Annotated in this window: 19 protein-coding genes; 6 read left to right on the top strand and 13 right to left on the bottom strand. The window is 74.7% G+C overall.

All coding sequences use genetic code 11. The annotated features are described in order from the left end of the window. Positions 1-210: 210 nt before the first annotated feature. The 4 genes from VF746_03525 to VF746_03510 form a co-directional block, all read right to left on the bottom strand. A complete protein-coding gene (locus VF746_03525; protein ID HEX8691485.1) occupies positions 211-375 on the bottom strand; it encodes a hypothetical protein in 165 nt (54 codons plus the stop codon). A gap of 110 nt (positions 376-485) precedes the next feature. After that, positions 486-668, bottom strand: a complete 183-nt coding sequence (locus VF746_03520) for a hypothetical protein (GenBank protein ID HEX8691484.1) — start codon at positions 666-668, stop codon at positions 486-488. A gap of 104 nt (positions 669-772) precedes the next feature. Further along, positions 773-925 carry a hypothetical protein gene (locus VF746_03515; protein HEX8691483.1) on the bottom strand — a complete coding sequence of 51 codons (153 nt, stop codon included), beginning with the start codon at positions 923-925 and terminating at the stop codon, positions 773-775. A 388-nt stretch (positions 926-1,313) separates the two neighbouring features. Continuing rightward, positions 1,314-4,445, bottom strand: coding sequence for a type 2 lanthipeptide synthetase LanM family protein (locus VF746_03510; protein ID HEX8691482.1), 3,132 nt, complete (start codon positions 4,443-4,445; stop codon positions 1,314-1,316). 643 nt (positions 4,446-5,088) lie between these two features. Here VF746_03510 and VF746_03505 point away from each other — a divergent pair. Together VF746_03505 and VF746_03500 are read left to right on the top strand one after the other, a co-directional pair. After that, the gene (locus VF746_03505; GenBank protein ID HEX8691481.1) at positions 5,089-5,256 is read left to right on the top strand and encodes a hypothetical protein; all 168 of its coding nucleotides are present in this window, start codon (positions 5,089-5,091) and stop codon (positions 5,254-5,256) included. Positions 5,257-5,484: 228 nt separating this feature from the next. Further along, positions 5,485-5,664, top strand: coding sequence for a hypothetical protein (locus VF746_03500; GenBank protein ID HEX8691480.1), 180 nt, complete (start codon positions 5,485-5,487; stop codon positions 5,662-5,664). Between the two features lie 1,120 nt (positions 5,665-6,784). Here the strand turns inward: VF746_03500 and VF746_03495 are convergent. From VF746_03495 to VF746_03480, 4 genes are all read right to left on the bottom strand, one after another. Continuing rightward, positions 6,785-10,072: a type 2 lanthipeptide synthetase LanM family protein gene (locus tag VF746_03495; protein ID HEX8691479.1), complete on the bottom strand. Its 3,288-nt coding sequence runs from the start codon at positions 10,070-10,072 to the stop codon at positions 6,785-6,787. Between the two features lie 8 nt (positions 10,073-10,080). Further along, positions 10,081-10,248 carry a hypothetical protein gene (locus VF746_03490; protein ID HEX8691478.1) on the bottom strand — a complete coding sequence of 56 codons (168 nt, stop codon included), beginning with the start codon at positions 10,246-10,248 and terminating at the stop codon, positions 10,081-10,083. 112 nt (positions 10,249-10,360) lie between these two features. Continuing rightward, positions 10,361-10,726 (bottom strand): hypothetical protein, encoded by a 366-nt coding sequence (locus VF746_03485; protein ID HEX8691477.1) that lies wholly within the window; start codon positions 10,724-10,726, stop codon positions 10,361-10,363. Positions 10,727-10,783: 57 nt separating this feature from the next. Beyond that, positions 10,784-11,155, bottom strand: coding sequence for a hypothetical protein (locus tag VF746_03480; GenBank protein ID HEX8691476.1), 372 nt, complete (start codon positions 11,153-11,155; stop codon positions 10,784-10,786). 723 nt (positions 11,156-11,878) lie between these two features. Here VF746_03480 and VF746_03475 point away from each other — a divergent pair. Next, positions 11,879-13,267 (top strand): hypothetical protein, encoded by a 1,389-nt coding sequence (locus VF746_03475; protein ID HEX8691475.1) that lies wholly within the window; start codon positions 11,879-11,881, stop codon positions 13,265-13,267. 294 nt (positions 13,268-13,561) lie between these two features. Here VF746_03475 and VF746_03470 read toward each other — a convergent pair whose 3' ends face one another. The 4 genes from VF746_03470 to VF746_03455 all read right to left on the bottom strand — a co-directional run bounded on the left by VF746_03470 (position 13,562) and on the right by VF746_03455 (position 14,787). Further along, complete coding sequence (locus tag VF746_03470) at positions 13,562-13,711, bottom strand: hypothetical protein (GenBank protein HEX8691474.1); 150 nt, start codon at positions 13,709-13,711, stop codon at positions 13,562-13,564. A 68-nt stretch (positions 13,712-13,779) separates the two neighbouring features. Beyond that, complete coding sequence (locus VF746_03465; protein HEX8691473.1) at positions 13,780-13,962, bottom strand: hypothetical protein; 183 nt, start codon at positions 13,960-13,962, stop codon at positions 13,780-13,782. A gap of 66 nt (positions 13,963-14,028) precedes the next feature. Then, complete coding sequence (locus VF746_03460) at positions 14,029-14,241, bottom strand: hypothetical protein (protein HEX8691472.1); 213 nt, start codon at positions 14,239-14,241, stop codon at positions 14,029-14,031. 219 nt (positions 14,242-14,460) lie between these two features. After that, a complete protein-coding gene (locus VF746_03455; protein HEX8691471.1) occupies positions 14,461-14,787 on the bottom strand; it encodes a hypothetical protein in 327 nt (108 codons plus the stop codon). Positions 14,788-15,085: 298 nt separating this feature from the next. Here VF746_03455 and VF746_03450 point away from each other — a divergent pair, with 298 nt between their 5' ends. Next, positions 15,086-15,583, top strand: a complete 498-nt coding sequence (locus VF746_03450; GenBank protein ID HEX8691470.1) for an LURP-one-related family protein — start codon at positions 15,086-15,088, stop codon at positions 15,581-15,583. A gap of 247 nt (positions 15,584-15,830) precedes the next feature. Here VF746_03450 and VF746_03445 read toward each other — a convergent pair whose 3' ends face one another. After that, a complete protein-coding gene (locus tag VF746_03445; protein ID HEX8691469.1) occupies positions 15,831-17,720 on the bottom strand; it encodes a DNA/RNA helicase domain-containing protein in 1,890 nt (629 codons plus the stop codon). 427 nt (positions 17,721-18,147) lie between these two features. Here VF746_03445 and VF746_03440 point away from each other — a divergent pair, with 427 nt between their 5' ends. Beyond that, a complete protein-coding gene (locus tag VF746_03440) occupies positions 18,148-18,567 on the top strand; it encodes a hypothetical protein (GenBank protein HEX8691468.1) in 420 nt (139 codons plus the stop codon). Between the two features lie 7 nt (positions 18,568-18,574). Next, the gene (locus tag VF746_03435; protein HEX8691467.1) at positions 18,575-20,386 is read left to right on the top strand and encodes a putative Ig domain-containing protein; all 1,812 of its coding nucleotides are present in this window, start codon (positions 18,575-18,577) and stop codon (positions 20,384-20,386) included. The last annotated feature ends 261 nt before the right edge of the window (positions 20,387-20,647 follow it).

Raw genomic sequence — 20,647 nt, 5'->3', positions numbered from 1 at the left:
AACCAGAACGATGCTCCGAAACGTGGTATGAGTTCTTCTCCGCGTCTCCGGGCCTCTGCGTGAGGTCGATCTCTTCTGTTTGGAACCGGAGCGGCCGGGAAGGTCGGCGGGTGATCGGGGCGGGGAAGGAACCGGGGGAAAGCAGCGGCGCCGGGGCGGCTGTGAGCCACGCCCGGCGCGTGCGGGGAGCCTGCGGCCGCGGGAGGCGGCTCAGGCGATGCCGCTGTCGAGCACGGGGTAGAACGGCGGCGGGCCGAAGGTGTCCTGCAGCTCGCTGTTCACCTGGCAGCCGCCGGCGACCTGCTCGAGCGCGTCGTCGTTCAGCTCGGGCTCCTCGCCGCGGACGTTGGGCTGGCTCTTCTCCTGGTCGGACATCGTCGTCTCCATCGGTTGTGGGGGTGCCCGGGCCGCGGACGGCCCGGGCGCAGCGTGTGGTCAGGCCCGGGGGCCCGCGAAGGCCGGGCTCCGGGCGCGGTCTCGCCCGCTCAGCTCTCGCAGGGGATGTCCCACGGATAGTCCGTCGGGATGGTCATCGGCAGGGTGAAGCAGCCGGTGTCGTAGAGCTGGCTGTCGATCTGACAGCCGCCGGCGACCTGCTCCAGCGCCTCGTCGTTCAGCTCCGGCTCCTCGCCGCGAACCTCGGGGGCGTTCTTCTCGTTCTCGGACATGTCTCGGCTCCGTGGGCGGGCCGGGGCGGCGCCCCGGCGGGTCGATGGGCGCGGAGGGAAACCGTCGCCCGTGGGGAGCGGGGCCGCGCTGCGGCCGCCGCGGCTTACCGGCAGAAAGTGTCCTGCGTGGGGATGGTCATCTGCGTGAACGGATCGTGGAGCTGGCTGTCGATCTCGCAGCCGCCGGCGACCTGCTCCAGCGCCTCGTCGCTCAACTCCGGCTCCTCGCCGCGAACGTTCTTCTCGTGCTCCGACATGGTTCCTCCGGGGGTGGGGGATGGGGTTTCGGCTGCGTCGGGACAAAGCAACGGCGATACCACGGGCGGCAGATCCGTAAGTATTTATCGGCGCGTCACTTGGCGGATCACGTCACCCACGGCCGGAGCCCGGCCTGGAGCCGGGGCTCCACGCGATAGAGCCGCCGCTCCATTGCCGGGGCGGTTTCGGCGGGCCCCGGCCGAGCCCGCCGCGCCCGATCCGGTCCCGCCCGGGCCCGCGGAGAGTCGTTCGAGGTAGAGCATCGGAGCTTCTCAACGCAGACGCGGAGGAACGGAGGACTCGCGGGGGTCCTCCGTTCCTCCGTGTCTCCGCGGGATCCCGACCCGTCATCCGATCCTGGCGCCGGGACGAGGCCCGGCGGCGGCGCTACTCCCAGAGCAGGACGGAGGGGAGACGGTCGGGGTGGTGCAGGCGCAGGAGCTGGTACCCGATCCCGGACGCGCCCTGGAACAGCCCCGGCGTGAAGGCGCTGTCCAGCGTGGCGTGGCCGAAGGTGCCCCGCCGCGCCGCCCCCTGCGCCACCTCGCGCCCCAGCTCGCGCGCGCGCTCCGCCAGCTCGGGGCGCCCGAGCGCCCGTCCGGCCGAGAGCAGGAGCTCGGCGCGCCCCATGCCGCCGCAGCAGAGGGTGGCGGGGCCGCCGGGCTTCGCCCGAGCGGCGGCGGCGAGCGCGCGCTCCAGGTCCGCCCGCGCGCCCGGGCCGGCGAGCGCGCCCGGCGCGGCGGCGCGGCCCAGTCCCACCCCCGCGGCGCCGTGGCACCAGGCGCAGAGGAGGTCGGCGGCGGGCGCGGCGCCGCGCTGCCCGGCGTGGTCCAGCCAGTTCCCCAGCTCCTCCCGGTAGAGCGTGGCCTCGAACGCGTGCGCCTCGGCCGCCGCCTCGGCCAGGGCCGGCTCTGCCGTGTGCCCGTGCAGCCGCAGCAGCGCGTACGCGATCCCCGCCGCGCCGTGGCCGAAGCCCGTCCCCAGCCGTCCGTCCGCGCGCGGCCAGGCGCGCAGCCCGGTCGCCGGGTCGGCCGCGCGGGCCGCCAGCAGGCGCCGCGCGCAGTCGCCGGCCCGCTCCAGCGCCAGGGCGTCGCCGGTGGCCTCGTGCACCGCCAGGAGCGCCAGCAGCGCGCCGGCCGCGCCCGAGAAGACGTCCGGCTCGCCCGCGGCGGCGGCAGCCCGCCGGGTCACGGCGGCCGCGGCGCGCCGGGCGGCCTCCACCAGCGGCGGCTCGTCCAGGAGCGTCCCCGCCCGGAGCAGCCCGTACGCGACCCCGCCGATCCCCGCCGCGGCGCCCAGGCCGAGCTTCGCCCTGAGCCGCGCCAGGGCGCGGGGGTCGCCCGCCGCGGCGGCGAGCGGGGCCAGCGTCTCGAGCGCCAGGCGGCGGTGGCGCGCCTCGCCGCCCACCGCCGCCAGCGCGGCCAGGAAGAGCCCGATCCCGGCGCGGCCGTGCGCCAGCCCGGGGCCGACGAGCTCCGCGGCCCCGTCGTGCAGCGCCAGCCAGGCGGGGCCGCCCGCGCCGCGCACCGCCAGCGACTCCAGCCAGCGCGCGACCTCGCGGGCCGCGCCGAGCGCCTCCGCTGCGGGCGCGCTCGGCGCGGCGCCGGCCGCGCGGGCGCGCTCGGCCCACTCCCGCCGCAGCCGGTGCCCGGTGAAGGCCACCCGGACGCAGTGCGCCTGGCGCTCCCGCTCGGCCGCGTCGAGGGCCGCCAGCCGGGCGGCCGCGCGCGCGAGCCCCGGCTCCTCCGCGAAGTCGGGGACCTCGCCGGCGGCGGTGGGGAGCGCGGTGGCGCCGACCCCCATGTGGAACGACGGAACGTCCATGCCGTGCAGGGCGGCCGCCTCGTCGCGGAAGGCGGGCCACAGCCGGGGCCGCTCGGGCCGGCGCAGCGCGGGGCGCACCAGGACGTCGATCTCCACGCTGCGCTCCACGCCGCACTCCAGGAAGCGCGGGGTGAGCGTGCGCTGCAGGAGCGAGCCGTAGACGGAGGTGGAGCGCAGGATCACCCGCACCCGGTTGGCGCGGAACGCCTCCAGCGGCCCGCCGGGCGCCAGCAGCTCGGCGCGCCTCTTCTGCAGGGTGCGGAACATGTCGCGGAAGCCGCGCTCCACCGGGGCGGCGGGGTCGCCGGGGGCGGGCGCGCCGGCCAGGGTGGCGACGTTCGCGCGGCCCGGGTCCAGGTCGCTGGCGACGAAGCCGCCCCCGGCGAAGGTGGAGCCGTCCGGACGGCCGTGGAGCTGCGGGAGGAGCCCGGCGGCCATCACGGAGTGCTGCATCCCGTCCCAGAAGCGGGCCTGCACGGGCTCGCCCACCCCCTCGTCGCGGGTGGCGGCGCGCAGCAGCACCTCCAGGTCGATGAGCACCGGGTGCTCCCCGACGGCGATCAGGTTCTCGTGGTGCAGGTCCTGGCCGGAGAGCAGGTACATCAGGCAGAGCAGCTTCCCCGCGCGCACGCGGTGCCGCTCCACCGCCGCCGGGTCGGCGCAGTCGGCGTGCGCCACGTACTCCGTCCACCCGTAGCCGCCGCGGTCCAGCACCCGGAGCGGCCGGAGCGCCGGCTCCCCTCCCGCGGCGTTCAGCCAGTCCACCAGCGCCGCGAAGGCGCGCTCCGCCGCGAGCGGGCGGGGCTTGTAGACCGCGGTGGTCCCGCACGCGAAGCGCAGGATCGCCACCGTGCGCCCCCCGGCGTGCGGGTCCGAGAGCCCGGCCCGCGCGTCCGCCACCGGGCCGGGGTCGCCGCCGCCGCCGAAGGCCGCGGCGAGCGCGCCGCGGTCGGCCGTCAGGCGGGCGAGCAGCTCGGCGGCGGCCTCCACCCAGGCGAGCGTCCGCTCCGCCAGCAGGCGCGCCAGCACGGGGTAGCGCCCGAACACCTCGCGCAGGCCGCCGGCCAGCGCGGCCGCCACGAACGCCTCGGGCGCGCCGTCGGCCTCGCCGCGCCCGCCGCGCCAGGCGGCGCGGGCGGCGTGCAGCGCGCGCTCGGCGTAGTCGGCCAGGGCGCGCAGGAGCGCGCGCTCGAACTGCAGGTGAGCCCGCGCCTCCAGGAGCGCGTGGTGGACCCCGGCGGCCGCCGCGAGCCGCCGGCGCCCGGCCAGCACGAAGGGGAGCGCCAGCTCGCCGAACGGCAGGCGCGGCTCCACCTCCAGCAGCGGCTCGGCCGCGAGCGCGGCGGGGGTGAGGGCGGGCGCGGCCGCGGACGCCTCGCCCACCACGGCCGCCCAGGCCGGGAGCCGCGCGCCGCGGGCCAGCCGCACCTCGCCCACGCCGCGGAGCGCGGCGGCCTCGTCCAGCCCGTCCCACGCCAGCCGCCGCGCGAAGCGCTCCGCGTCGCCGCGCGCCACCAGCTGGCGCCAGCGCTCCAGCCGCGCCCGCGCGACGGCGGGATCGGCGTCGGCGTCGGGAGCGAAGGCGCCGCCCAGCCGCTCGCCGAAGGTGGCGGCGCGCTCCACGATGCGCACCAGCTCTGCGCGCGAGAGGGGGCGGCGGGAGCGGCGGGCACGGGTCGGGGAGGTGCTCGGCATGCGGATGCGCGGGGGTGGACGGGAGAAACGCGGGAGCCGGGTAGAGGCGAGCCGCCACGCGATAGAGCGCCCGCTCTACGCGCGCGCCCGCCGCGCCGGCGGCGGAATGCGCCAAGCCGTTGTCACGGAGCCACCTGCCGCGCCGCGCGGCGGGTCGTGCCTCCCCGTGGCAGGGCAGGCTCCGGGCCACCGCGCGGGCCTCTCCGCCGCCGGCCGCTGCGAGTTCCGAAGATCGGTCGGTGCCGGGGCCGGCCGGTGTTCGCCAACCCCGGAATGCCTCGTCGGATCGACCGCTTCCCGGCGCGTGGCGGAGCGAGCCCGGGCTCCGTGCCGGGATCCACGGCCTGCCGTCCCGGACCGCCGTTGCACCCGCTCGCGATGGAGGCGGGGCGCCAGCGGGTAGAGGCTCCACTCTACCGGCGAGGGAGGCGGCGGGCGGTCCGATGCCGCAAGTGCTTGACCTGCGTCCGTTTACAGGATCGGGACAGGGGGCATGTCCGCTGCATTGGAAAGCGGGTGACGGGCCACGGCGGGCGGACCTTTCCGCCCGGTACACCGGACCCTCGTTCCCCGAAGACGGTCCCATCGCAGAGCGGCGCCGGCGCGTGCCGCTCCCCTTCCCACTATCTGCCAGGAGAGCACCATGTCGGAGAACAAGCAGAGCGCGGCCGAGGTCGTCGCCGAGGTCGAGCTGAACGAGGCGGAGCTGGAGTCGGTGGCCGGCGGCACCCTGGGCGACGCGCTCATCGACCTCGCCAAGGCCGAGATCGAGCTGGGCAAGCTCATCATCGAAGCCGTCACCGGCAACTGACCGTCCGATACCGTTTTCAGTGTTCGTTCGGGATCGAGATCCGTCGCTGGATCTTTCACACGCAGTTGACGGAGGAACTGCGGGGTTTCTCCGTTGACTCCGTTGACTCCGTGTGAGGTTTTTCGTCGGAGGATCAGGAATCCGGAACCATCCTTCGCAACATGGTATGACGCGCTCCGCGTCGTCCCAACGTTCCACTCCCCACCACCACAGCAGAGCGAGACCCCCATGTCCGAGCGCGAGCAGACCACCCCGGAGGCCGTCGACGCGGCCGAGATCCCCCAGGTGCAGCTGTCGGAGACCGAGCTGGAGAGCGTGGCCGGCGGCACGTATCTGTACGTTTCGCCCACGCTCGCCCAGGCGTGCCTGGACGCCATCAAGCAGATGGACGAAGCTCCCACGAGCTGAGGCGGCCGGCCTTCCCGGGACGACGGGCGCCGCGGCGTAAGGGAGCCTGCACCCGGCACCGCCTCCATGGCGGCGCAGAGCCGGCAGCCGAGAAACCGAGAGCCGCGGGGGAGTTCGAACTCCTCCGCGGCTCTCGGTTTTCTCCGCGTCTGCGCGTGGTACCAGATCCGAAGATCCGTTGGTGTTCGCTGTCATTCTGAGCTGAGGCCCGGCCACCCGAACCAGCCTCCGCGCGGATCGGTGCAGGGCCGAAGAATCTTCTCACCCTGGCAGGTGGGTTGGGCGCGATAGTGACACGGATGCCGCTTGCTTCATCCACCCGTTGTTTATCCGGGGGATTTGGTAGTGCGCCCGTGCCAAGGCGGCGTGTTCTTGCAGGTGAAAGTCCTGCCGGAGGAGTTGACGGTGCACCTCCGTAGCTACGGGCGATGGCAGAAGATCGCCATCGAGCCGCCCGGACAACGGTCCTCCTTGGGAGGGCTGGCGAGCTTGCGGGCCCAACGAGAGTGAACCCTGAGCAGGCCTCGAAACGATGTCGCGAGTGCCGACCCGCCTACCAAACGGGAAAGGCCGCCGCGCCCGGATCTTCAACCGTCGTAGACCGGGCGGCTCGCCGGGGTAATGGGGAGGGCACGCAAGCACGGAGCGCGCACGCAACACGGGAGGCCCAGGTCGGTCGCTGCTGCGCACCTCGTGAAGAATGGGGGCCGGCGTGGGGTCTCGGAGGGGCTCACAGTACCGGGAAGCCGGGTAATGCCGGTGGAGGGAAGGGCCCTGCTTCTGGGGCGCTTCGGAAGAAGGCGAGGAGGGGAGAATGGCGTGAGCCTGGAAACTCCGAACGATCCGGATCCTTCGGAACAAGCTCTACCTCAAGGCCAAGAGGAAAGTCCCGGGTCCCAGGCGGGGGCTGTGTGATGGGGCAGAATCGCATGCTTGAGGTGAAACCCGGTCGGAGAGCCGGATGCGGGAAATCCGCACGTCCGGTTCGATGAGCGGGTCGGGGAAAACGAGCCATGGTCTGGCTGGTGAGGCACTCCCGAAGGAAACGGGGAGCTCCAGATAGGCCCGACCTGAAGCCACGGCGCCCCGGCTCGACTCTACTGATGTCTTCGTCCCGCGCCTACTCCCAGGCCAGCACCGCCGGAAAGCGCTCCGGGTGCGCGGCGCGCAGGAGCTGGTAGCCGACGCCCGCCATGCCGACGAACAGCCCGGGGTGGGAGAACGGCTCCCAGCCGGTGCGCCACCCGCCGCGGGCGCGGGCCCGCTCCACCGCCGCCAGCGCGGCGGCCTGCCCCTCGCGCACCAGCTCCGGCCGCCCCAGCGCCGCCCCGGCGCAGAGGAAGAACTCCACCCGCCCCGGCACCCCCGCGCACGCCGAGTCGCCGCCATCGAAGAGGTGCGCGCGCGTCCGCTCCAGCGCCGCCTCCACGTCCGCGCGCGCCTCGCCGCCGTCCGCGTCAAGCGCGGCCAGGCGGGCGAGCCCCACGCCGGTGGCGCCCGCGCTCCACGCCGCCGACGCCTCGGGCGCGGCGGCGAGACCGGCCCCCAGCAGGGAGCGCTCGCAGCGCATCGCCTCGCGCGCCGCGTCCGCCGGCGAGTCGTCGCCCGCGGCGACGGCCAGGCGCAGCAGCGCGCAGGCGATCCCCGCCTGGCCGTGCGCCAGCCCGGCCTCGGGCCGCCCGAGCGGACCGGTCCACGCCATCGTCCCGGTCGCCTCGTCGCACACCCTCGCGCCCACGATCCCCTCTCCCACGGCCAAGGCGCGCGCGAGGGCGTCCGGGGCGCCGGCGCGGTGCAGCGCCAGCAGGCCGGGGATCAGCCCCGCCGCGCCGGACAGGAGGTCGCAGCGGTGCGCGGCGGGCGCGGGGGCCCCGTCCAGGAGCGCGGCGAGGGTGAGCGCCGCGTCGAGCAGCCGCGGCTCGCCCAGCCACTCCGCCAGGCGGGGGAGCGCGTAGAGGAGCGAGCCCGTCCCCGTGCCGGCGCCCAGGTCGCGGTCGCGGCGCAGGCGGAACATGGCCGCGTAGTCGTCCAGGTGGTCCACCAGCGGGCGCAGCGCGGCCATGGCCAGCGCGCCGTGCCCGGCGCCCGGGTCCGCCTGCTCCAGCGCGGCCAGGAAGAACGCCGTCCCCACATAGCCGTCGAGGAGGTTGGCCGCGCCCGCCCCCGCGTCGAAGCGGCGCGCCCGCGGCTCGTACGACGCGCCGATCCACCCCGCCTCGCCGTTTTCGGCGCGCAGCGCCGCGCGCGCCAGCTCCGCGGCCACCGCGCGCGCCCCGGCGAGCGCCGCCCCGGCCAGCTCCGCGGCGGCGTCTCCGGAGGCGCGGACGGGCGGGGCGGCGGCGGCAGAGGCGCCGGGACCCGCCGCCAGCCCGCGCGCCGCGTCGGCGCGGAAGGCCGCGTGGACGAGCGACAGCTGCGCCTCCAGGTCGGCCTCGCCCAGCGCGCCCAGGCGGCGCACCGCCTCGCCGTAGGCGTCGGCCGCGAAGCATCCCTCCGCCGCGCCGCCGCTGGAGAGCGGGAGCGCCGTGGAGTCCGACGAGGGCGCGAAGAGCGGGACGTCCATCCGCTCCAGGTCGTGGTGCTCGGAGCGCAGCGCCGGCCAGACGGCGGGCCGCGCGCCCAGGCTCACCAGCGGCCGGGCGAGCGCGTCGAGCTGGATCCCGCGCGCCACCCCGTCGGCCAGGTGGGTGGGGTGGAGGCAGCGCTCCAGGAGCGTCGCGTACAGGCTGGTGTGGTGCAGGATGAAGCGCACCGGGCACCCCCGCAGGCGCTCCACCGGCCCTCCGGGCGCCAGCAGCTCGGCGCGGTGCGCGGCCAGCGTGCGGTAGGTGCGGGCGAAGCCCTCCGCCACCGCGTCCACGTGCTCCCCCGCGGGGACCGGCCGGCCGTCGAGCACCGCCAGGTTGGACGCGCGCTGCGGAACGCGGACGCGCGTGCGCGCCAGCCGCATCCCGTCCTGGTTGCAAGCGGCCCAGACGGTGGCCTCGACCACCCCGTCGCCCAGCGGGGCATGGCACCCCAGGGCGCCCGCGTTGGCGCCCATTCCCGAGGCCGCCACCTTCAGCCGCGGGAGCATGTGCACCGCCAGCACCGAGCGCTGCGCCGCCGCCCGCGCCACCTCGGCGCCGAACGCCTGGTTCGGGACCTTCTCCACCAGGTCGAAGCGGTGCGACAGCAGCGTCTCCAAGTCGATCAGCACCGGGTGCTCGCCCGACGCCAGCAGGTTGTCCAGGTGGAAGTCGGTCCCGCCCAGCGCGTACGCCACCGCCAGCAGCGCCCCGCAGCGCTCGTAGTAGCGCCGCACCGCCGCGCGGTCGGCGCAGGCGCCGCCCTCCACGAAGGCGATCCACCCGTGGGTGGGGCGCCGCACCAGCGCGGGGGAGCGCAGCTCCGGGGCCCCGGGGCGGCGCGCCAGCCATGCGGCCAGCTCGCGGAACGCCGCCTCCAGCGCCAGCGGGCGGGGCTTGTAGACCACCCGCGCGCCGCCCTCGAAGGCGAGGATGAAGACGGAGCGGCCGCCCGAGTGGAAGTCCGAGGCGTCGCACTGCAGCGCCGCCACTCGCCCCAGCGCGCGCCCGCCTCCCAGCACCGCCTCGATCTCGCCGCGGTCGGCGTCCAGGCGCCCGAGCAGCTCGGCCGCCGTCTCGGCCCACAGCACCGCCGCGGTCCCCAGCAGCCGCGCGAGCACCGGATACTGCGCGAAGAAGCGCAGCGCGCCGCCGCCGCGCATGCCCTCCAGGAGCGCCTGGTACGCGCCGCCGCCGGCCGGCGCGCCGAAGAGCGCCCCCAGCCCGCCCGAGGCGCGCACGGCCCGCGTGGCCGCCAGCCGCGCGAAGAGCGCCCGCGACGCCGTGTGCGTCAGGCGCCGCAGGAGGGCGCGCTCCAGCGCCGCGTGGGCCGCGTCGTCCAGGAGGCCGCAGGCCGAGCCGGCCGCGGCCGCCACCCGCGCGCGCGCCCAGCGCACCAGCGGGAGGAGGACTTCCTCGAACGGGAGCGGATCGCCGGCGTCGAGCGCGCGGTCGGCCGGCGCGCGCTCCCCGGCCGGGACGCGCGCGCCGCGCCCCTCCCCGTACGCCTCGCCCACGGCGGCCGCCCACTCCGGGAGCGGCTCGTCCCCGTCGTCCGCGGGGCCGTCGTCGGCCAGCAGGGCCAGCGCCGAGGCCTCGTCCAGGCCGTCCCACGCCAGGCGCAGGGCGAACGCCGCGGCGTCGCCGCTGGCCATCGCATCGCGCCAGGCGGCCAGCCGGCGCTCGGCCAGGGGCGTCGGCGCGGCGGGGGAGGCGGGGGGGCGGGCACGGAAGGCGTCCAGGCGCTCGTACAGCGGGCGCGCGCGGCGGACCAGGTCGCGCAGGGCGCGCCGGGCGTCGTCGGCCGGCGTCGCCGCGGGGGCGGGGGCGGAGGCGAGCATGGGCGGGCTCAGCTGCGCCGCAGGCCCAGGGTGGCGGCGGCCAGCAGCGCCGTCGCCGCGAGGAGGACCAGTCCGGCGTTCCAGCTCTGCGTGCGGGCGTGGGACACCCACAGCGCGGCCGCGCACGCCACGAACGCGGCCACGCAGGCGGCGACCAGCAACTTCTGGTGGGGCATCGGGGCTTCTCCGGGATCTCGGACGGCGGGGGTGCGCGCACGGGCGGCGCGGAGTCGCTCCGCGCCGCCCGGGGGTCGCGGGGGCCCCGGAGGGCCCGCCGCGCGGAGGTGCTCAGTGGGTCAGCTCGTAGCCGATCACGGTGAGCGCCGAGCCGATCGCCACGCCCACGGCGATGGCGGTGATGATCTCGGAGCCGCCCGCCACCGCCTCCAGCTCGCTCTCCGACAGCTCCGCCGACGGATCGACGAAGTCGGGGAGGACGATGGTCGCCGTGGCCTTGTTCTCGATGAACACGATGCCTTCCGGCACCTCGTGCCCGAAGTGCGACGACAGGGCGGCGCGGGGCTCGGTGAGCAGCTGCGTGCGGAACTCCGGGTCGGTCGCGGAGCGGGTGAGCACACCCTCCATGCGCTCGCGCCCCTGCTCCACCAGCTCCGGGTTGTTCCGGATCATCTCGACGACGGTCTTGCGGTCCATGGGAGCCTCTCTGCGTAGGTGGTTGGCTTTCTGCCAGGAATCGGGGGATGGTCCGGATCAGTCCAGCGACATGCCGGCGGCGAGGGCGCCCAGGCAGGCGGCGGCCAGGCCGGCCACGGCGAGGATGGTGACCACCTCGCTGCCGCCCGCGACCGCCTCCAGCTCGCTCTCCGACAGCTCCGCCTGGCCGATCGGCTCCGGGAGCACGATGGTGGCGGTTCCCGTGTTCTCGACGAAGGCGATGTTCAGGTGCTCGAAGCGCGAGGCGTCGGTCCCGGTGAACTCGGCGAGCGCCTCGGCCGGGCTCTCGATCAGCTTGCGGCGGAAGTCCGCGTCGGTCGACGAGCGGACCAGCACCTGGGCGACGACCTCGTCGGCCTTCTGCTTGAACTCGGGGTCGTTGCGGTAAGCCTCGGCGTACTGCTGCATTTGGGGCCTCCAGACTGAGTGGGTGAGTGCGGTCGAACCGCGGAGCGCGGTTCCGCTGAAAGCCGGCGTCGTCGCCGGCCGGGGTGCGCGTCTTCGTGCCGCGTTCGTCGCGGACGGGCCCCTGATAGGGCAACGGGCATACCATGTCCGGCACGGATCGTAAGTGATTGCAGGTATACAGTTTAGGGTGTCAGGCCACCCGGATCGCCCCGGCGGGAATGGAGTCCCGGCTCTACCGGGTAGAGACTCGGCTCGCCCGGGCCGCCGGGCCGGACCCGGGGGAGGAAACAGGGAGCGGCGCCGCCGGATTTCTCCCGCGGCGCCACGTGTCTGCCGAGCCCTGGTTCTGGATTCCCGGATCTTGCGGAAAGGCCTCGCACGGAGTGGACGGAGTCAACGGAGAACACCGCGATTCTTCCGCTGACTCCGTACGAGGTCGGGCTGTGGTGAGCCGGGCCGACGCTCGCACGCCGCCCGCGGATCCTTCGGTCGCCGGGGCTCCGTCGGGATGACGCTCCGGGTGGGTGCGATCGTGCACGATCGATCCCGGAACCCGGTACCGGGCTCCGAACGAGGGTCTGCGGACGACCCGAGGCCGCCGCCGACCGTCCCTGTTCCCGCCGGATCTCCCCTGCGTCCGCCCTTGCGGGGCATCCGCGCCGCGCCGACATTCGGACCGTCGCCGGACGCGTCTTCCGCCCGACCCCGCATCCCGCGCCCGCATTGGCCACGCACGCCGAAGACCCGGCGGCCCCGGAGCCGCCCCCCGCCGCCCCGCCCTCCACGCTGGGGCAGACGCCGCACGAGCCCACCGTGCGGCCGTGGGAGCTGGAGCTGCTCATCTCCGGCGCCGTGGTCTTCTCGCTCGCGCAGCTCCCCGGCTCGCTCGACGCCTGGTTCGACCGGCTGTCGCCGCGGCTGGCGGGATCGGCGCTGGGCGCGCTGATCTTCCTGTACGCCTACCTCAAGCTGATCCTCTACACCCTCATCGGCTCGTTCCTCCTGCACCTGTGCGTGCGGGCGTACTGGGTGGGGATGATCGGGCTGGAGTCGGTGTTCCCGCGGGGGGTCGACTGGGAGCGGAGCCAGTCCGGGCCGGTGGGGCGCGAGGTGCAGCGCGAGCGCGTCCCCCCGCTCCAGGCGCTCATCGACCGCTCCGACCGCTTCGCCAGCGTGATCTTCGGCTTCGCGTTCCTGGTGGTCGTCCTCTTCCTGGTCTCCATCGTGTACGGGGGCGCGCTCTGGCTGCTGGCCGCGTCCCTGTCGCGGCTGTTCTTCGGCGGCGAGCGCACCGGGGTGCTCCTGTACGTGCTCCTGGCGCTGTTCGTCGTCCCGGGGATCGTGCTGGCGCTGGTGGACCGGCGCTTCGGCGCGCGGCTGGACCCGGCGGGGCGCCCCCGGCGGGTGCTGCGCGCGCTGCTGGCCGCCACCTACCGCCTGCAGGGGATGGCCCTCTTCGCGCCGACGCTGCTGACGCTCTTCACCAACCTCCCCCGGCGGCGGATCTACCCGGTGTTCTTCGCCATCCTCTACGCCCCGCTCGCGCTCTTCGTGGTCAAGGACCTGTGGATCGGGCGCGGCCGGATCACCACCGACGCCTACGGCTACCTTCCCCGGGAGCCGGGCCGCTTCGGGGTGGAGCGCGGCTTCTACGAGGACAAGCGCGCCCCGGGCGAGGTGTACACCCTCCCCTCCATCCAGTCGGACGTGGTGCGCGAGCCGTACGTGCGCCTCTTCATTCCTTTCCTTCCCGGCCGCCACGACGCGCTCTTCTCCCGGGCCTGCGCCGGGATGCGCCCCTTCCGCGAGGGGGGGCTGCGCTTCGGCGGCGACGAGCCTGGCGGCGAGAGCGACGCCGGGCGGCAGGCGGTGCTGGAGTGCTGGGCGCGGGCGCAGCCCGTGACGCTGAACGGCCGCCCGCTCGCCGTCCCCTTCCGCTTCTACACGCACCCCGCCACCGGCATCCGCGGCGTCGTGGCCCACATCCCCACCGCCGGCCTCCCCCGCGGCGAGAACGTGCTCACCGTCGCGCGCGTTCCTCCGGCGCGCGAGACCGAGGAACGCGCGCCGCCGAAGGAGCGGCCGCCGTACTTCATTCCGTTCTGGTTGTGAAGGGGGGGGTAGCGCGAGGCGCCGGCAGCGAGGAGGATCGCCAGGCGGGTGCCGTCCCGGGGTCGATGCAGTGCTGAAGAAGGCGCGCTGACGGCCGGCCCCTTCAGGCTCGTGCCACGTGGAGAGCGTCGTTCTGGCTCCGAACAGAACCGACGGCAATGACGCAGAGACGCAGAGGAGGCTCCGGTCCTCCTCTGCGTCTCTGCGTGAGAACTGTACCCGAAGCGGCCCCGGCCCGGAGCGGAGGTCCGCCCCGGGCCGGGTGTCGCGGTGCCGGTCTCCCGGCCGTGCAGATCAGAAGGTGCTGTTCCCCTCGGGGAAGGTCGGCGGGAACGGCCCGATGCAGCCGCCGTCGATGATGCCGCCCGACACCTGCTCGACGCTCTCGTCGGTCAGTTCCGTCGCCTCGGTGGTGTTCTGCGTCTCGGGGTTCTTCTCGGACATGGGACGTTCTCCTTGGTGAATGGGTTCGGGCCGTGGGCCGGCCGGGTGCGAAGGCGCCGCCGGCTGGCTCAGAGCGCGACGATGTCGCCGGTGGGGTCGAAGGGCATGGGGAAGCACGGCTCGGGCGGGAGCAGGATGCAGCCCGTGTCGATGATGCTGGCGCCCCCGGAGACCGACTCCAGGTTCTCGTCCGGGAGGCTCTCGGCCTCCGGCGCGCGCGACTGCGGATCGGTGCTCTTCTCTTCGGACATCGGATCCTCCGGGTGGGATGGGGAAGCGCGGAATGGCCCCTGGAAGGGCAGCGGGCACTCTCGGACTCAGACGGCGGTCTGCAGCGTCGTGCCGTCGGGGTTGAAGACCGGCTCGGTCGGGAAGGGGGATTCCGGCAGCGGCAGCAGGATGCACCCGCCGTCGTCGTTGCCGATCAGGCTGAGCCCGCCGGCCACCGCCTCGAGGCTCTCGTCCGTCAGCTCCGTCGCGTCGCCCGCCTGCGCGGCGGACGCCTGGTCCTGGGTCTTCTCTTTCGACATCGTGTCCTCCGGAGGGTGGGTGGGGTGGGTCTCGGCGCTGCCGCAGGCGAAGGCAACGGGCATGCCCCTGCGGGATCGCACGTAAGTAAGCTGTTCACAACAGGTTGGAAGACGATCTCCGCCGCCGGGCCCGGCGCGCGTCGAGCCAGGGCTCTACCGGGTAGAGCGCCGGCTCTCCGGCGCGGTCCGCTCTCGTGGGAGCCGCCGGGTGCCCGCGGCTCAGTTCGGCCGGCCGGCGCGGGCGCCCTCGACCGGCGCGCCCAGGGCCGCCAGGGGGAGCGAGGCGGGCTCGTGCGGGAGCGGGGCCTCGGGGCCGACGTACTCCGGGAGCACCAGCGTGGCGCTGCCGTGGTTCTCCACGAAGAGCACGTGGAACTCCTCGGGGAGCGCCCGCCCGGTGAGCTCCTCGATGGCCGCGCGGGGATCCTCCAGCAGCCTGCGGCGGAACGGCAGGTCGGTGGCGGAGCGCGCGAGCGCCTCCCGGAGCACGCGCTCGGCCTCGCGGGCCGCGTCGGCGCCGAAGCCGGGGGAGGGCGGTGGATGCATCAGGTACCTGGGGAGCGGGCGGCGCGCGTCGCCGGGGGTGGACGGGGGATGCCTCTCGGAAGGGCCGTGTCGATCAGGTGGGTGAGAGCAACCGGGGTGCCGTGCGCTAGCGTTTTGGCTGGCAAGGGGTTAGCCTGTCGGGCGCCGTTGGGGCCGTGAGTTTTTGCGAGTCCCGCCTCTACGGGATAGAGAACGGGCTCGCGCCGCTCCTGGCTCGCCGATTGCCCGTCTCGGGAGACCCGGTCGCGCCGGCGGTGGGGCCGCGACCGCCGCCTTCACTTCGGCAGACGGGGGAACGATGGCCCGCTACAGGATGCGCCAGCGGCTGATCTCGATCGGCGAGGACTTCGTGATCGAGGACGAGCGGGGGAAGCCGGTCTACCGCGTGGACGGCAAGGTGCTGCGCCTGCGCGAGACCTTCGTGATCGAGGACCTGCGGGGGAACGAGGTGGCCACCATCCGCGAGAAGAAGCTCGCGCTGCGCGACAGCATGAAGATCCTGCGCGGCGGCCGCACCGTCGCCACGGTGCGCAAGGCGTGGATCTCGCCCTTCCGCGACCGGTTCGTGATCGACGTGGAGGGCGGCGGGGACCTGGTGGCGCAGGGCGAGCTGCTGGACCACGAGTACGAGGTCCGCCGCGGCGGCGACACCGTGGCGCGCGTCTCCAAGAAGTGGTTCGCGCTCACCGACACCTACGGGATCGACGTGGCCCCCGGGGAGGACGACGCGCTGATCCTGGCGGTCGCCGTCGCCATCGACGAGATGGCCCACGACCCGGACGAGGGGAAGGGCTGATTCTCCGTCGCCGCCCGGGATCTGGTCGTCTCGACGGTCCTCCGCGGCGGCCGGCCTCCTCCCTCCGCCAACCTTGTACGCGGAGTCCGAATGCCCGGGGGAGAGGATCCGAAGGAGCGTCGCGACCGTCCTGTGTCGGCAGTCACACCACGTTGCAGAGCATTATTCTGGTTCCGAACAGATTGAAATCACACAGAGACACAGAGGCCGGGGCTCCCCGGGAACGGCCCGCGCGCCGGGTCCGGGATCACCCCCCGGCGGTGAGCGCGCCGCGGAGGTACTCCGCCGTCTGCTCGTCCTCGCAGTGGATCCAGCAGCCGCGCATCCCCCTCGTCGCCAGCACCCGGTAGGCGTTCTTCAGCAGGGGAAGCGCCACGGCCGGGGAGGTGACCCGCCCGGCCCCGGACCTCATCTCTGAATCCGAGCTGCGCTCCGGCCGCGCCACCCAGCGGCCTCCCCGCCAGACGAGGTCCGGCCCCCAGATCAGGCCGATGTGGTCGAACTCGAAGCCCTGCGCCGAGTAGATGCACCCGATCTCGCCGAGCTGGTCGTGCCTGCGCGTCGCCCAGAGGGTGTACGGGTGCTGGTCGGGCGTGTAGTGCTTCGACGGCACGGCCTTGGCGTTCCACGGCCGCGACCAGCCGCCGATCCGCACGTCGTGGGCGAGCGAGCCGCCGGCCCCGGGGTCGGACCACGGCCAGCAGAAGCCGGCGAGCAGGCGTGCCGAGTACCCGGCCTCGACCTTCGCCCGCAGCACCTCCTCGAGCTCCGCGACCGAGGCGACGACGTCCACGGCGAAGTTGCGGTGCGCGAAGCCGACGGGGCGCTCCTCGTACAGGGCGCTGTCGAGCGCGCCCAGGAACTCGCTGCTGCCGGCCTGCCGGAACTGGGCCTGCAGCTCGATCGGGCCGTGGATGTTCTCCGGCCTGATCCCGACGGCCTCGGCGCACCGCCGGAAGTAGTCGACCGTGCCCTGCTCGGCCTTGCGCAGGATCTGGCGCTCGTCGATGAAGGCCACCGTGGTCCGGACGCGCTCCATGATCTCCTCCGCCTGCGGGCGGCCGCTCACCAGGTACGGACGGAGGTTGGTGCTGCGGCGGAAGCGGTGGGCCTCGTCGCACAGGGCGACGTCGAAGGCGTCCTTCCGCCGGACCCAGCTGTGCGACAGCCGGAACAGGCCCTCCGTGGCCTGGCTCCCCCACATCCGGCTCCCGCGCACCGAGATCAGCGACTGCATCACCGTGGTGAAGCTCTTCGAGTTGGTCACGTGGACGACCGGGACGGCGCGGCGGCTCAGCTGCCCCATCAGCTGCATCGCGATCACGCTCTTCCCCGTCCCGGGGCCGCCGGTGACGAGCACCAGGTGCTTCTCGCCGTCGTCGCGGAGGGCGAGGTCGAGGATCCGCCCGTAGGCCGTCCGCTGGCTCTCCAGGAGGTGCCACGCGGGTTCCTCGCGGACGGCCTTCGCCACGTTCTGGAAGAGCGAGCGGCTGACGCGGACCCGGTCCGCGTCGAGGTCCGCGAGGAACCGCGAGTCGGGCCGCTCCGCCACGATCCCCGAGATCCAGTCGGCCATCTCCCTCACGCGGTCGCCGGTGAACACCGGCGAGAGCTGGCACAGCCTGGCGAACGGCTCGCGGGTGAGGGCGAGCGCCCCCTGCGCCGGGAGGTTGTGGAGGAACGAGCAGCACCCGAGCACGTGCGGCTGGTCGGCGAACGCCTCCGACAGGTCCGCCAGGAAGTCCCGGTAGCCGAGCGCCTGGTCGCTGGGGTGGGAGTGCCAGGCCGGCCCCACCCTGACCAGGGTCCCTTCCACCAGGATCGAGCGCGCGTCCCACTGCTTCAGCTCCACCACCACGCCCGCGCGCCGCTGGTCCCTGCCCAGGCCCACGACGAGGGCGTCCGCCCGCGCCGAGGAGCTCGGCATCTCGTACTCCAGGTAGATCGTGCCCTCGCGCGTCCCCGGCGCCGCCGCCGCCAGGACCCGCGCGAGATGCGGCAGCGAGTGCCTCCAGGAGTCGACCTCGGACTCGCCGGGGGACCGGCGGTGGACGAGCCTGTACTGCTCCGCCAGCGTCGACCACAGGGCGGGCGCCGACCGGATGAAGTCTTCGACCTTCAGCTTGGCGAGGTGCATCGTTTCCAGGGGAGCGGGATGGTCGGGTGGGAGAGCGGGCCGTCCGGGGCAGGGAAGATGGCGCGCGGGAAACATCCGGACAAGAAGAGCGCGTCCCCCGGCGCGCCCCTGCGCCGCCCGCCTGCTGTCCCGCGACGCTCCACACTGCGGCTCCGGCGCCTCACCCGTACACGGCGGCCCCATCCACGCGGGCAGGGCGCCCGGGCGGCGAGAGCGGTGGATCCGCCTGCCCTGCAACGAGATGGAGCGGCGGGCGGCCGGCGGCGCGGTCCGCGCGCGGAGCTTGCATCGCCACGCGTCCGCCAGGGCGGTGCGGCCGCGGCCCGCGGGTGTCAGAGGCGCCCGCGCCGCCGCGTTCTCTTCCCTGCCCACCCGCCGGCTCGTCCGCCCGGACCCGGCCGGCCGACACTCCGCGGGGGATCACCCGATGAAGACCTCCCTCCCACGCCGCCGCGCGCTCCGCTGGGCGCCGCTCGCCGCGGCCGCGCTCCTGGCGGCGTGCGGCGGCGACGGCGGCACGCCCACGCCCGTCCCGGGCGAGCTGGTGCTGCGCCTGGAGACCCCGTTCACCGACGACCGCGCCATGGTGGTGTCGCTCTCCGGCCCCGGGGCGATCGCCTCGGTGGCGCCGGCGCGCGCGGGGACCAGCGTGTACTCCACGGCGCCGGGGGGCACCACCCGGCGGGTGGCGGTCTTCGGCGCCATCACGGGCGGCGACCTGCTGCGCCTGTCCGTCCCCGACGTGAACCGGGCGCGCGCCTACACGGCCACCGTGGTCGAGGCCGCCGGCCTGAGCAACCAGCCGCGGGCCGACGTGAGCGGCTACCGCGTCACCTTCGCGCGGTGAGGGGGCGATGAGCACCGGAACAGGCAGGACGGCCCGCCGCGCCGCGGCCGCGCTCTGCGCGCTGGGGCTGGCGCTGGCGGCGTTCGCGCACCTTCCCGCGCGGGTGGACGGGGAGGCGCGCTCGGGGTGGTTCCACGTGGTGTGGCAGACGCGCGGCGTCGAGAACGCCCTGGCCGACGTCCAGTACCTGCTGGTGGACGCCGGCGGGCGCGCCACGCGGCTCCGGATGAGCGCGGCCGAGGCAGAGCCGTACGGCGGCGTGCTGAAGCTGAACGGCCAGCGCGTGACCGTGGAGGGCGACCTGCTCACCGGCGCCGACGGCGGCGCCCCGGCGCTCCGGGTGCGCTCGCTCGCCCCGCAGGCGGGGCCGCGCCTGGCGGTGGCCGGCGCCCCGCAGTTCGGCACGCGCGCGTACGTGACGCTCGTCTGCCGCTTCGCGGACATGGGCGGCGACCCCCGGTCGCGGGAGGTCCTGGAGCAGTGGATGGGCCCGGCGTACCCGGGGCTCGACCACTACTGGCGCGAGCTGTCGGAGCAGCGGGTGGACCTCTCGGGGACGGTGGTGCGCGGGCCGTACCTGCTGCCGAGACCCTCCGCGCAGTACATGCGCTCCTCCAGCGAGGCCGACCTGGGGGCCCTGGTGCGCGACTGCACCGCCGCGGCCGACGCCGAGGTCGACTTCTCGCAGTACGTCGGCATCAACATGCAGTTCAACTCCGACCTGGGCGGCTTCTCGTGGGGCGGGGGGTGGACGCTCACCCTGGACGGGGTGACCAGGCGCTGGGCCACCACCTGGATGGCGAACTGGGCCACCCAGTCCACCTACGCGCACGAGACGGGGCACTCGCTGGGGCTCCCCCACTCGTCGGGGCCGTACACGCAGACCTACGACTCGCGCTGGGACGTGATGAGCGGCGGCGGCTCCACCGACCCCTCGGTGGGCACCCGGGTGGCCCCGCACACCATCGCCTTCCACAAGGACCTGCTGGGGTGGATCCCGGCGGCGCGCAAGTACGTGGCGGGGCCCAGCACCCAGGCCACCATCACGCTGGAGCGCGGGGCCTCGCCGCCGGCGGGGGGCTACCAGATGGCCGAGATCCCCGTCCCCGGCGGCGGCGTGTTCTTCACGGTCGAGGCGCGGCGCCTCTCCGGCTACGACGCCCCCGGCCGGCTCCCGGCCGAGGCGGTGGTGATCCACCGGGTCGACCTGCGCGACGCGAGCCCCGCACGGGTGGTGGACCCCGACGGCAACGGCAACCCCAACGACGCGGGGGCGCAGTGGCTCCCCGGCGAGAGCTTCGTGGACGGCGCCGCCGGGGTGCGGGTGAGCGTGCTGGAGCAGACGGCCACCGGCTTCCGGGTGGAGGTCTCCACGCTGGGCGGCATCGCCGTGCAGGGCGACTCGGTGCGCCCCGCGGCCACCATGGGCGCCGAGTACAGCGACCGGCTCAGCGCCGCCAACCTGCCGGGCGCGGCGAGCTGGACGGTGGTGGGCGGGCGCCTGCCGACGGGGGTGGTGATCAGCTTCGACGGCTCCATCCGCGGCGTCCCGGCCGAGGCGGGCGTCTTCGTGTTCACGGTGAGCGTCACCAGCGGGAGCGCGTTCGGCGCCCGCACCTTCGCGCTCGAGGTGGTGAAGCCCCAGCTCACGTCGGCGGCGGTGATGGCGCACCTGCTGGGCGAGGGCGCGCCGCTCACCCCCGACCAGGTGCGCTTCCTGGACCTGCTGGGGAACAAGAACAACCGGCTGGACGTGGGCGACGCGCGCGCCTGGCTGGTGGACCAGAGCCTGGTCTCCGCCCAGTCGCGCGGGCGGTAGCCACAACTTCGCGACGAGCAAGCGAAAGCCCCTCTCCCGGACGCTCGGAAGAGGGGTTTGTCGTTGGGACACCACAGATATCATACATTTTGCAGAGAAGAGTTCTGGAATCATGAGTGTGGCCACCAATGGAAGAAGGTGGCCGAGCGGAGGAGTTCGGGCTGATCGGAGAGCACGCAGCAGCGCTCTCCCAGCCGGGTCTCCAACTCCTCAATGGAGTCGAACGACTCGTTGACCAGCGCTTCGTCGCAGAGCGGCCAC

It is taken from the genome of Longimicrobium sp., from assembly GCA_036389795.1.
In the GTDB taxonomy this organism is placed as follows: Bacteria; Gemmatimonadota; Gemmatimonadetes; order Longimicrobiales; family Longimicrobiaceae; genus Longimicrobium.
This window is presented reverse-complemented; position numbering and strand designations above follow the sequence as displayed.